This is a genomic window from Phenylobacterium sp. (assembly GCF_016124325.1).
Taxonomy (GTDB): Bacteria; Pseudomonadota; Alphaproteobacteria; order Caulobacterales; family Caulobacteraceae; genus Phenylobacterium.
In genome coordinates this window covers 38,717-50,934 of sequence record NZ_WGNY01000020.1, presented here as the reverse complement: position 1 = coordinate 50,934, position 12,218 = coordinate 38,717, and the positions used below count along the sequence as shown (strand labels likewise).

Genomic DNA, 12,218 nt, shown 5'->3' with positions numbered 1-12,218 from the left:
CTTGAGCCAACGCACCGGGAGCGCTGATCTGCCGCTACATGGCGGCCGCGTGCCTGCGTGGCTGTCTGATCGGATGACCGCGCTGGGTGTCGTCATGTGCGAGGCCATCATCCATCACTACGGGCGCGATGAGCTGCTGAGGCGCCTGGCGCATCCGTTCTGGTTCCAAGCGTTCGGCTCGGTCATGGGGATGGATTGGCATTCGTCCGGTATCACCACGAGCGTGCTCGGTGCGCTGAAGCGAGGCCTTGCGCCGCGGTCGAAGGAACTTGGCCTCCATGTCTGTGGAGGCCGCGGCAAACACTCTCGGCAGACGCCGCACGAGCTCGTCGCACTGGGCGATCGCCTCGGATTTGACGGCGGCGGCCTGGCGACCACTAGCCGGCTTGTCGCCAGAGTCGACAGCGCCGCCGTACAGGACGGCTTCGACCTCTATCTGCACGGGTTCATCGTTAGCGACGACGGGCGCTGGGTGGTGGTGCAGCAAGGAATGAAGGGCGAGGTCGGCCAGGCGCGCCGCTATCACTGGCTGTCGGAGGGTTTGGAGAGCTTCGTCGATGCTCCCCATGTCGGGATCGATGGTGAGACCCAAGGCGACATCCTGAATCTCACGGATCTGCGCGCCCGTGCCTCGCGGAGTGCTCAGATCGAACTGCTGAACACTCTGGGCGCCGAAGGGGTAGCTCGCGAAGTCGCCGCGATTGAGCGGGCAAAGTCTCCCGCGCCGGCTCCCGAACCCCAAATGATGTTGCCCCACTTGAGCCTGCCGGCGCACCACGAGGTTCGACGAGGCGATGTTGTGATGACCCGTCTCCAGGGCAACTTGGCTGCGGCTGCCGAGCGGGGTCCGGTGGACTTCACCGAACTCCTGCAGGTTCCGGGCGTCGGAGCCCGGACGGTGCGGGCGCTCGCGCTCGTCGCGGAGGTGATGCATGGCGCGGCGTGCCGTTTCAGCGATCCCGCGCGGTTCGCCTTCGCACATGGCGGCAAGGATCGTCATCCGTTCCCCGTGCCGATCCACGTCTACGACCACACGATCTCAGTACTGAAATCCGCGGTCAGCAATGCCAAGCTCGGCCAGGACGATCAGCTCCACGCTCTACAGCGCCTGGACGCGGAGTCGCGCCGGCTGGAAGACATGGCGGCGGCAGTCAGCTTTGAGAAGGTGGTAGCCGAAGAGCGCGCTCGCTCTGGCCGTTACGGCGGGCGCAGCATCTTCGGCTGGGAAGCGGACGCGCGCCGGATCGCCTAGCCGGGTCGGGGCGCAGGCATTTCGTAGAGCTCTAGATTCTTGGGCGCGTAGAGAGGACTCGCTTGGTTGTTGGCATCCAACCACTCGAGATAGCCATCCACGTCGGGGCCGCCGATGTTTATCGTGTACTCGATTCCGAAGATCGCCTGAGCGAAGTAGATTTCCTGCCTGGGCGTCACCAAAAAATCCGACTCATGCATGACTTGGCCCCACGAACCGTCGGGACCGAGCGTTCGCGCGTTCGCGGGATAGATTCTTCGGACGTGTACGGACCAGTCCAAGGGCTGCCCTCGGCGGGCGTGATTGCGCAGGGGGTCGAGCTGAGGATCGTCAATGAACTGCTCGAGGAGCCTGGGATCGTAAGTCAGCCGTGCGGCCATCGACTCCGTGGCTACCTTCGCAAAGAACCGCGACAAGACCGTGCCCGAGGGCGGGGCGCCTCCCATCGGCATCAGAAGTCGACCTTCGGGCCGTTCTGCGAGACGGCCGAAATGCTCCGTCGGCACCGCTGCTGAGAGCGCCCTGTCCTTGGCGTCGCGGAACAGCCGAACGGGTACGTCGGGATCGAGCAGACCGACGATCGAAGGTACCCGGCCCTTCTTGCTCGGCAGGCCCTCGTGGAATCGCATCTGGCGGACCGCCTCAGCCTCTAGGAACGGCTTCTCCACGGCCTTGGCGAAGTAGTTGTTGCACTTGTCGCAGACGACGCCCTTCGGCAGCAAAAGCTTGGAGTTGCCGATAGACTCCGGAAGGATGTGCTCGATGCTGCGGGAGGCCGACGATTCCGCCTTGCAAAAGATGCATCGCATGAGGTGCGTCCCCGCTCTCGGGTTGGGGCTGAGGCAACCAGGATTCCACGATGGTCTCAATTGTGGTCGGGACGGGCCCCGTTGTTCACATCACCGGACACGGCTTGGCAATAACAAGCGAATTTGCGCTGGCGCCAGGGATAACCCTAACTTCAGAGATCCCGAGGCAAACTACCTCTTTCGCATCGAGCGTCAGCAAGATGCCAACGGACGCTGCGCTGATGGTCATGGAGACCCTCGCCGACTTCTCCCTGCGGATTGAACACCCTGACGGCGGTGAAGTATTGGCGGCCAAAGCCTGGAACGCGCTCTGGGTGTTCAGCCTGCTCAGCTTGGCATTCCGGTCACCGATCATCCCGCTCTATAGCTATGCTCAAGACCAGGGGTTCGCGATCGCGAACCGTAACCTGATGATCCGGCCACGCGAGGCAGTGCTGGAGCCAGTCCCGGAATTTCTGGCCTGGGCGGCTGCAAGCATGGAGCGGTTCGACGTCGTACTTGCCGACCAGCGTTTTCAAACCGCACAGCGCTACTACAACAATGCGCACTACCTAGTCGACGACGACGCGAAGATTATGTTGCTGTGGGCGGGCATCGAGGGTCTTTTAGGGGTGGAAGCCGAGATCAGCCGACGCATTGCCTTGCACGCCGCGATACTCTTAGACGGCTCGCCCGATGAGAAGGCTGCAACGTATCAAGCCGTCAAAAAGGCCTACGCCGCTCGTTCCAAGGTTGTCCACGGCGTGGGAATGGACCGCGCGGCACTTTCGACGGCGTATCGCTTCGCGAGCGACCTCCTCGCCAAGGTTCTGCGAAAAATAGTCGATCTCGGCCGTGTGCCGACGATGGCTGAGCTGGACCGCGTGGCCGCGTCTGGATCGTTGTCCAGCTAACCCTCTTCACATCGCGCGGCGTCGAACCTCGGCTCTTTGGTCAGATCCTAGCGTCTACTCAGGACGCTTCTGAGGTCTTGCGGATTGCACCTTCTAGGCCAGCCGGTGTAACCAATCCCCCTGCGGCCCCTGTGGTGAAATTGGTAGACGCGCCGGATTCAAAATCCGGTCCCGAGAGGGGTGTCGGTTCGAGCCCGACCGGGGGCACCACCTATTCAGATGCATTATGAGCGCCGTGCGATTTGATGGCTTATCATTCCGCGCCATCATTTCAGCACGCGCTGAAATGGGAGCTATCAGTGAAATTCCTTGACCTTTTTTACTGGAATGGCCATTTCAACTGAATGTTGAAATCGCACGAACCAATTGAAAGCATTGAGGCTGGAGCCGGGGAGATTCTGCGCAGCCTGCTTCAAGACGTTCCGGCAATCCAAAATATCGAGGTTGAGCACGAACACGCCACCCAGGATCGCGGTGTGGATCTGCTATTTCGCTTCGATGTGGAGGGCCGGCCGCACACGATCGTCTGCGAGGTAAAGTCCAGCGGCCAGCCTCGCTACGTGCGCGACGCCGTCCATTACCTCAACCACCTTGCGCTTCGATTTGATCGCGCCACGCCGGTCTTCATCGCGCCCTACCTCTCCGAGCAGGCCCGCGACCTCTGTCGCGACGCCGGCGTGGGCTATGCCGACCTTGAAGGCAACTGCCGGATCGTCTTCGACGGCGTCTTCATCGAACGCGTGGTCGCGACCAAGCCGGCCACTGAAAAGCGTGAGCTCAAGTCCCTCTTCAAGCCCAAGTCGGCCCAGGTCCTGCGGCGTCTGCTCCGCGAGCCGTCGCGGGTTTGGAAGGTCGTCGATCTCGCTGAGGCGGCGGACGTCAGCTTGGGGCATGTGAGCAACGTCCGCAGGGCGTTGCTCGACCGGGACTGGGCGGCGGTGGAGCCTGACGGCCTGCGCCTCACCGCGCCGGACGCCTTGCTCGATCATTGGCGCGACAACTATGAACCGCTGGCCGGTGAGCGCATCCACGCCTACACGCCCGCGCATGGGACGTCCTTCATGGCGGCCGTTCGTGGCGCCATGAGAGATCCGGGGGTACATGTCGCGCTTGCCGCAAATTCCGCGGCGCACTGGCTGGCGCCGTACGGCCGCACGGGCCGTGAGCACATCTATGCCGACAAGGCTGGATGGGCGGCGCTGCGCCGCCATCTCGAGGTCGGCCCGATAGGCCGCGGCGCCAACCTTGAGATCATGGTGCTCAAGGACGATGGCCTGTTCCGCGATATCGTCGAGCCCGCGCCCGGACTCTTCACGACCAGCCCCGTACAGACCTATCTCGATCTGGCGGCCTCCGGCGAGCGGGGGCGCGAGGCTGCGGACCATCTGCGCGAGAACGGCTTGGAGTGGCCGCGATGACCGAACCGCAGATCGCTTCGGACTACGACGATCGCACCACCGCCGCCGTGAAGAAGGTGCTGGTCGAGATGGGCCAGGTCCTCGGCAGCTACCAGGGCAAGTTCGCCGTGGTCGGCGGGGCGGTCCCGTGGTTGCTGCTCGACAATCCCGACATGCCGCATATCGGCACCTTCGACATCGACCTCAGTCTGCACGCCGAGGCACTGGGCGATGGCGAGTACGCGCTGCTGATCGAGGCGCTGATGGGCGCAGGTTACGAGCAACGGACCGACAAGCGCCGCTTCCAGTTGGTCCGCCGCGTGCCGGCGACGGCGGAAGGCCCGGCGATCGACGTGGTCGTCGACTTCCTCATGCCGCGTGATGCGGACGTCGTGAAGAACCTGCCGCCGCTGGTGGCCGACTTCGCTGTCCAGAAGGCGGACGGCGCCGACCTGGCGCTCAAGTTCTACCAACTGGTCGCGATCGACGGCCCGATGCCGGACGGGGGGACCAACAGGGTCGAGGTGGCGGTCGCATCGATCCCGGCCCTGCTGGCGATGAAGGGCTTCGCGATCCACGGGCGGCACAAGCAGAAGGACGCCTACGACATCTACTATTGCGTCCGGAACTACCCCGGCGGCGCGACCCCCCTGGCGGAGGCCTGCAAACCGCTGCTGGAGGTCAAGGGCGGCGCCGAGGGGTACGGACGCATCAACGAGAAGTTCGACACCTTCGAGGGCTATGGCCCGACCTGTGCCCGCAAATTCGTCGAGGAAGGCGGAGCGCTGGGCGAACGCTCTGCCGACGAGTGGCAGCAGGACGCCTTCGGCCAGGTGGATGCCTGGCTGAAGGCTCTGGGACTGCGGTGAGCGGTCGGTTCGGCGTCAGAGGTCGAACTTCGGGATGTTTTCGGCCGGCAGCTGCCAGCCGTCTTCCAGCTGCACCATCGCGACCTCCTGGTGCTCACTGTCGGCGATCGGCCGGATGGAAATCAGGCCGATCCGGAACTGCAGCGGCGGGCCCTCGCTGAAGCGCCTGAGCGCGCGGTAGCGGCCCGTGTGAACCAGGTAGCCCAAATCGGCCAGCTCCGTACAGGCCTCGGCGAGGCCGCGGCACGCGTCCAAGCGCTCGGTCAGCCCGATCTCGTCCCAGATCTCGCCCCAGTCGCGCAGGTTCTGAGCGAAGGAGGTGGCCGCTTCCAGGGCGTCGTCACCAACGGTGTCGAGGTCGATGTTCCAGGCGTGGAAGCCTTCGAGCGCGGACATCAGGCCCCGGGCGTCGCGGAGGATGGTCGTACGGACCACGGCCGTGGTGCGCAGCGCTTTCAGCATCGAGTCGCGCTGGCGCTGGGCCTGCTCTGGCGAGGGCTTGATGAAGTAGCTCCGCTCGATGCGCAGGCCGCGGCAGAGGCTGCGCAGGGTCTGTTCCGCGGGGGCGCTGCGCCCGCTTTCCAGTTTTTCGATCGTGCGGGTGGTCAGCCCCGTGGCCAGCGCGACGTCCTGCTGCGTGAGCTGGAAGACGCGCCGCAGGAACCGCAGTTGCTCGGCGAAGTAGGGCAGGTCCAGTTCGATCTGTGTGTTCATCTCGGGTCTCCTTGAGGACCTGTCGAGCGTGATCCATCGTCCTGCTGGTTTCCCCGAACCGTACCCGAATGCAGACCGAAGGCGGATTGGACGAGCAGCGCGATCACCCACCACGCGACCCTGTCGCCCGATAGAAGAAGGGGCCGCGAGGATGCCCGCGACCCCTACGCCGACCGAGAAGCCCCGTCCACGTTTCGGATCATACGCTGTCTCGCCGGCCTGCACGCCCGCCCGCGCTCACAGTTCGCAGACGATGCGCTCCAGGGCCGGATCCCCGCGCTTGTAGCCCTTGCGCGGCGCGGCGGAGGCCTCGTCCGATATGACCGCGCCCAGCGCTTCGCTGAGCCGCATCAGCTTCCAGCCCACCTTCTCGCCGCTGGCGCTGCCGCCCCGCACCTGCCAGGCGCGCATCATCGGCTCGCCGGTCTTGGTGTAGCCCACCGCGTGGACCTCCACGCAGCGGCTGTACCCATCGTACCGGAGCTCCAGCACCTTATGCTCGCGCAGGGCGCGGCAGGCCGTGTCCATCCACATGGGCCTGAGCCTAGCCTGACTCGGGTCCGGAGCGTGACCTGGGAGGGGAAGGCCTTCCCCTGCGCCGGAGCCCCGCGGTCTCCGGCGACCCCTTCGACTCATGTCCATTTGTCAAGCTGGGAGGCACGCCGAAGCGCCCGGCCGATGGGCCGAGCGCCAGCCGTTGGAGTCCATGCGCAGGGTCGGAGGCGGGGCTCAAGACGACGGTGGATCAGACACTCATGCGCGGGTTGGCTACCGCAGGACCGCGGTGTTCGTCTCGGAGCTTGCTCTGTCAGCGGGCGGGCGTCGGTTCGATGACCGGCCACACGAAGGGGTCGAGAGATCTCCTTACCGGCCCCGCCCCCGATACTGCGTATGGACGCGTGTTGGACCTGTCGTCAGGCGACCGCCGGCGCGGCGACGCGCTGGCCGATGGCCCAGATGAAGCCCACCAGCTCGCGCGCGATGGCGGTGATCACCACGTTCTTCGGCTTGCCCGTCGCCGCCAGCCGGCGGTAGCGGTCGTGCAGCCGCAGCTGCGCCTTCCAGGCGATCTTCACGATCTCCAGCTCGACGCCTTCCTGCCGCCGCTGAATCTCCTGGCTGACGCGTGGAGACTTGGCGTAGGTCCAGGCGCTCTCGACCAGCAAGCGTCGGGCCCGCGGGTTGCCGGCCTTGGTGATGCCGCGCCGGCGGACCTTCGCGCCGCTGGAGTGCTCGGCCGGCACCAGGCCGAGGTAGGCCATCAGCTTGCGCGGGGTGGTGAAGCGCGCGAGGTCGCCGATCTCCGCCACGATGGTGGCGGCCGTGATCATCGCGACGCCGCGCATCGCCTGCAGGGCGATCACCAGCGGCGCCATCGACCAGGTCGGGATGATCGCCTCGATCTGCTTCACCAGGCGATCGTGCCGCGCGTCGGCTTCCTGGATCGCCAGGATGTACTCCTGCATCGCGAGTTGCTGGGCTGGATGCTCGAGTTCGAGGGTCGCCAGCCACCGCCAGTACGACACGGTCCAGGCGCTTCGGCCGCCGTATCGGTAGCCTTGCCGCAGCAGGAAGCTGGAAAGCGCTTGGCGGGCGCGGTTGCGCCAGTACATGGCCGCTTCCCTCGCGCGGACGAGATCCCGGACAGCCTCGTGGCTCGCGTCCGGCACCCACACAGTCGTCAGCTCCCCGGCGCGATGCATCTTCGCCAACGTGGTCGCGTCGCGCTTGTCGGTCTTGATGTGGTCGCCTGGCCGCGTCGGAATCAGCGACGGCGCGATCACCAGGCACTCGTAGCCGGCGTCGGTGAGCTCGCGCGCCAGGCCGTAGCCGCACGAGCCCGCCTCGTAGCAGAATGTCAGCCTGGCGCCTGGGTGCTTGCCTTGCAGCCGCCGGCCCAGATCGGCCATGGTGCCCGGCCGATGCGGCACGGAACCCTGGAACCTGATCTCGTTGGAACGGCCCTCCGGCGCCAGCGCCACGGCGATCGTCGCCTTATGAACGTCCAAGCCTACAAAGATGACTTCCTGATCCACTGATCCCCTCCTGTCCGGGCTCGCGCCGGCCGCGCCGGCGCCGCCCAGACGGTCGCACAGCGATGCGACCGCGCATGCCCGTGGACATCAGGTCAGCGGGGGGAGCCCCCGCAACGCCCCCGGTTCGGAGAGCGGCCGGCGGGCGGGCTCGGTCCCGCCGCGGGGCCCGCGGCTCCTACGGGACCGCCCCTTCGGGCGCTTCGCGCCGCCAGCCGCTCGACGGCGCGTCCCGCCGTGCAGCGGCTCGCCTTCGGCGGTCGCGCAGGCTCCTTGCAGCCTTCTCCTTTGAACGACGCGCGGGCGCGCGTCGGGGGCTTGGGGCTCCGCCCCCGGCGTGCTTCGGAGCGGCTTCCGCCCAGCTTCGGGCTGGGCAGGACCGGCCAGGTCTGCAGGGCCTCAAGCCCTGCAGCCGGTTCCCCGCGAAGCCGCCCCTCCGCTTGCACCCCCGGTCTCGCCGACGGGCAAGGCTGCAGGCGCGCCTTGCGCCTGACAGCCATGCCCCAAGGAGCAGGACCATGACCGACCAAGCTCAGATCATCCCTCAAGACGGCGACGTCATCGACGTGCCGCTGAACAAGCTGAAGGCCTCGCCGCGCAATGCGCGGCGGACCCCGCACGCCCCCGCCGACATCGAGGCCCTGGCCGCCAGCATCGCCGTGAAAGGCGTGCTTCAGGCCCCGGTGGTGGAGCCGGAGACGGACGCGGACGGCGCGCCGACCGGCGTCTACTTCGTGACCATCGGCGAGGGACGGCGGCAGGCGCTGCTGCTGTTGGCCAAGCGCAAGACGATCAAGAGGGCCGCGCCTGAGCGTTGCGTGGTGGACCTGAACAACGACCCCCACGAGATCAGCCTGGACGAGAACGTCACCCGCACGGGCCTGCATCCGGCCGACCAGTTCGACGCCTTCCGGCGGCTCGCCGAGGAGCGCGGCCTGTCGGCCGAGGAGATCGGCGCCCGTTTCGGGGTGTCGGCGGCGGTGGTGCGCCAGCGCCTGCGCCTGGGCGCCGTCAACCCGGCGCTGATGGACCTCTACCGGTCGGGCGAGCTGAACCTCGACCAGATGATGGCCTTCGCGGTGAGCGAGGACCACGCCCGGCAGGCCCAGGTGCTGGAGCAGTTGGGCGGGCATCGGCCGCCCTACCTGATCCGCCGCACCATGACGGCGGCCAAGGTGTCGGCCACCGACCGGCGCGCGGTGTTCATCGGGGCCGAAGCCTATGGCGAGGCGGGCGGGACCATCCTGCGCGACCTCTTCACCGAGGACGGCGGCGGCTGGTTCGAGGACGTGGCCCTGCTGGACCGGCTGGTCGCCGAGAAGCTGGCCGCCCTGGCCGAAGAGGTTCGCGCCCAGGAGGGCTGGAAGTGGGCCGAGCCACATCTGGACTATCCCCGGTCGCTCGGGCTGGCCCGCGTCTATCCGCACCCTGTGGCGCGCTCGGACGCGGACAAGGCGCAGATGGATGCGCTCTCCGAGGAATACGACGCCCTGGTCAGCGAGTGGGATGCGATCGAGGACCTTCCGCCGGAGGTGGCCGAGCGGTTCAAGGAGATCGACGCGGCGCTTGAGGCCTTCGGCGACGGGACCGCCTACGATCCCGAGGAGATCGCTTGCGGCGGCGTGTTCGTGATCCTCGGCCACGAGGGCGTGGCCCGCTTCGAACGCGGCTTCATCCGCGCCGAGGACATGCCGTCGCTGGAGCCGGAGCCCGAGCCTGACCCCGAGGCCCGCGCCGAGGGCGAGCCGGAGACGCGCGCCCCGGAGGCCGAGGCGCCGGAGGGGAGCCCCAGCGCGCCGTTGCCGGAACGGCTGGTGCTCGACCTGACGGCCCACCGTACCCTGGCCCTGCGCGACGCCCTGGCCGCCCACGCCACGGTGGCGCTCTCGGCGGTGGTCCACGCCCTGGCCCTGGCCGCCTTCTATCCCGCCTACGAGCGGCCCACGTGCCTGGAGATCAAGGCCGCATCCGCGTTCCTCGACGGCCATGCGCCGGGCATCGATGACACCCGCGCCGGGCGTAGCGTCGACGCGCGGCATGCGGCGTGGGCGGGCCGCCTGCCCAAGGCGACGGACGACCTCTGGGAGGCCGTCCTGGCGCTGACCGGCGGCGACCTCCTGGACCTGCTGGCGCACTGCGCGAGCCTGACGGTCAATGCGGTGCGCTCGCCCTACGACCGCAAGCCCGGCGCCTGGGCGCATGCGGATCGGCTGGCCGAGGCGGTGGACCTCGACATGCGCGGCTACTGGTCGGCCACCGAGGCGAGCTATCTGGGACGGGTCACCAAGGCCCGCATCGGCGAGGCGGTGCGCGAGGCCGTGTCGGCCGAGGCCGCCGAGCGGATCGGCGGCTTGAAGAAGCCCGACATGGCGTCCGAGGCCGAAGCGCTGTTGGCCGGAAAGGGCTGGTTGCCGAGCCTGCTGCGCGGGCCGATCCCGGTTCCAGGCGAGGGGGAAGCGCCCGCTGAGACCACGAGCCTGACCGCAGAAGCCGCGTGAGGCGGGGCCGCGTCGCGGCCCTTCCGATCCGACTCCAGGGGCCGTGCGCCGACGAGGCGTGCGGCCCTTCTTTCGTGCGCCGTGGCCGGGGGCGAGCTTGGCGGCGCGGGATCGCCAGGAAGGTCTTCGGAGGGTCGCACCGGCCCATGGCCGCCGCTCTGGCCTGATCTGTCCGAGGGGTCCGGGCCGCGAGGCGCGGCCCCGCCGTCCGCCGCAACGGCGCGCGCTGACTTTCCTCCCCGGCCTGCGGCCTTCCTCGCGAGGCAGGAAAGTCGCGCTTCGCCATCCTCCGCTCCGCTTCGGGCCTGCCGGCTGCGGCGGCCGTCGCCCCTCGTCCTGGGGATCGCCATCGAGGCCGCGATGGGCGCGGTCCGACAGACCTCTAGGAGACTTCCCATGGCGACCATCGGCACCTTCAGCAAGGACGACGCCGGCCACTACAACGGCGCGATCAAAACCCTGACCCTCGACGTCAAGTCGGCCACCTTCCGTCCGGTCGAGACGGACAACGACAAGGCTCCCGACTTCCGCATCTTCGCCGGCAAGACCGAGTTCGGCGCGGCCTGGAAGAAGACCTCGCGCGACAACCGGGACTACCTCTCGGTCAAGCTGGACGACCCGAGCTTCCCGGCCCCGATCTACGCCAGCCTCGTCGACGCCGACGAGGGCTACAGCCTGATCTGGTCGCGCAGCAGCGCCAGCTCGAACTGACCCCCGCGCCACGCGCCCCGCCGTCATCGGCGGGGCGACTCCTTCCCCAACAACCCCGAACGACAGGAGGCCGCCATGACGCGCCTTGTCGAGACCTCACGCCCGCACCCCAAGCCCGACCTCTACACCCGGGTCACCGACGCCATCGTCGCCGAACTGGAGGCCGGCGTCCGGCCCTGGATCAAGCCCTGGTCGGCCGAGCACCTTGCCGGCCGGATAAGCCGCCCGCTTCGCGCGACCGGCGAGGCCTACAGCGGCATCAACGTCCTGCTGTTGTGGGCGGAAGCCGTCGCCCAGGGCTATGCGGCCCCGATCTGGATCACCTTCCGCCAGGCGCTCGCGCTGGGCGGCCATGTCCGCAAGGGCGAGCACGGGGCGACCGTGGTCTACGCCAACACCTTCAGCCGCACCGAGACCGGCGACGACGGCCAAGATGTCGAGCGCGCCATCCCGTTCCTCAAGGCCTACACCGTCTTCAACGTCGAACAGGTCGACGGCCTGCCGGCCCATTTCCACGCGGTTGCCGAACCCCGGCTGGACGCCGTCCAGCGCATCGCCCATGCGGAGGCCTTCTTCGCCGCGACGGGCACCGAGGTGCGCCATGGCGGCGATCGCGCCTATTACGCGGTGGGACCGGACTACGTGCGGATGCCGCCGTTCGAGTGTTTCGCCGACCCGGAAGCCTACTACGCCACACTCGCCCATGAGACGACGCACTGGACGCGGCACCCCACGCGCCTCGACCGCGACTTCGGCCGCAAGCGCTGGGGCGACGAGGGCTACGCCCGCGAAGAGCTGGTCGCCGAACTCGGCGCGGCGTTCCTATGCGCCGACCTCGGGCTGGAGCTCACGCCCCGCTCGGACCACGCCAGCTACATCGCAAGCTGGTTGGAGGTGCTGAAGGACGACCGCCGGTTCATCTTTACCGCCGCCGCCCATGCGCAGCGCGCCGCCGACTTCCTGCGGGCGCGGCAGCCCGGCTAGCCGTCAGGGGTCGGCCGGCCTCGGGCCGGCCGACCCCTCCCCCGCCAAGGGCGCGGCG

11 protein-coding genes and 1 tRNA gene are annotated in these 12,218 nt (G+C 67.9%); 8 read left to right on the top strand and 4 right to left on the bottom strand.

Annotated elements, in window-relative coordinates; translation table 11 throughout:
• Window position 1: 1 nt before the first annotated feature.
• Window positions 2–1,252: a DUF763 domain-containing protein gene (locus GC203_RS12825; RefSeq protein WP_293454961.1), complete on the top strand. Its 1,251-nt coding sequence runs from the start codon at window positions 2–4 to the stop codon at window positions 1,250–1,252.
• Here the strand turns inward: GC203_RS12825 and GC203_RS12820 are convergent.
• Window positions 1,249–2,061, bottom strand: a complete 813-nt coding sequence (locus tag GC203_RS12820; RefSeq protein ID WP_293454960.1) for an HNH endonuclease — start codon at window positions 2,059–2,061, stop codon at window positions 1,249–1,251. The genes GC203_RS12825 and GC203_RS12820 overlap by 4 nt on opposite strands.
• Before the next feature lie 221 nt (window positions 2,062–2,282).
• Between GC203_RS12820 and GC203_RS12815 the strand changes: the two genes are divergently transcribed.
• From GC203_RS12815 to GC203_RS12800, 4 genes are all read left to right on the top strand, one after another.
• A complete protein-coding gene (locus GC203_RS12815) occupies window positions 2,283–2,954 on the top strand; it encodes a HEPN domain-containing protein (protein ID WP_293454958.1) in 672 nt (223 codons plus the stop codon).
• Between the two features lie 125 nt (window positions 2,955–3,079).
• A tRNA-Leu gene (locus GC203_RS12810) sits at window positions 3,080–3,164 on the top strand.
• Between the two features lie 134 nt (window positions 3,165–3,298).
• Window positions 3,299–4,372 (top strand): type IV toxin-antitoxin system AbiEi family antitoxin, encoded by a 1,074-nt coding sequence (locus GC203_RS12805; protein WP_293454956.1) that lies wholly within the window; start codon window positions 3,299–3,301, stop codon window positions 4,370–4,372.
• Window positions 4,369–5,220 (top strand): nucleotidyl transferase AbiEii/AbiGii toxin family protein, encoded by an 852-nt coding sequence (locus GC203_RS12800; RefSeq protein WP_293454953.1) that lies wholly within the window; start codon window positions 4,369–4,371, stop codon window positions 5,218–5,220. Before GC203_RS12805 ends, GC203_RS12800 begins: the two co-directional genes overlap by 4 nt.
• 15 nt (window positions 5,221–5,235) lie before the next feature.
• Here GC203_RS12800 and GC203_RS12795 read toward each other — a convergent pair whose 3' ends face one another.
• From GC203_RS12795 to GC203_RS12785, 3 genes are all read right to left on the bottom strand, one after another.
• Complete coding sequence (locus GC203_RS12795) at window positions 5,236–5,934, bottom strand: helix-turn-helix transcriptional regulator (RefSeq protein WP_293454951.1); 699 nt, start codon at window positions 5,932–5,934, stop codon at window positions 5,236–5,238.
• A 237-nt stretch (window positions 5,935–6,171) separates the two neighbouring features.
• Window positions 6,172–6,468 (bottom strand): hypothetical protein, encoded by a 297-nt coding sequence (locus GC203_RS12790; RefSeq protein ID WP_293454949.1) that lies wholly within the window; start codon window positions 6,466–6,468, stop codon window positions 6,172–6,174.
• A 380-nt stretch (window positions 6,469–6,848) separates the two neighbouring features.
• Window positions 6,849–7,970, bottom strand: a complete 1,122-nt coding sequence (locus GC203_RS12785) for an IS110 family transposase (RefSeq protein ID WP_293454947.1) — start codon at window positions 7,968–7,970, stop codon at window positions 6,849–6,851.
• A 515-nt stretch (window positions 7,971–8,485) separates the two neighbouring features.
• Here GC203_RS12785 and GC203_RS12780 point away from each other — a divergent pair.
• The 3 genes from GC203_RS12780 (at window position 8,486) to GC203_RS12770 (ending at window position 12,160) form a co-directional block, all read left to right on the top strand.
• Window positions 8,486–10,465 (top strand): ParB/Srx family N-terminal domain-containing protein, encoded by a 1,980-nt coding sequence (locus tag GC203_RS12780; RefSeq protein ID WP_293454945.1) that lies wholly within the window; start codon window positions 8,486–8,488, stop codon window positions 10,463–10,465.
• 396 nt (window positions 10,466–10,861) lie between these two features.
• Window positions 10,862–11,176, top strand: coding sequence for a DUF736 domain-containing protein (locus GC203_RS12775; protein ID WP_293454942.1), 315 nt, complete (start codon window positions 10,862–10,864; stop codon window positions 11,174–11,176).
• Window positions 11,177–11,251: 75 nt separating this feature from the next.
• Complete coding sequence (locus tag GC203_RS12770) at window positions 11,252–12,160, top strand: zincin-like metallopeptidase domain-containing protein (protein WP_293454939.1); 909 nt, start codon at window positions 11,252–11,254, stop codon at window positions 12,158–12,160.
• Window positions 12,161–12,218 lie beyond the last annotated feature (58 nt).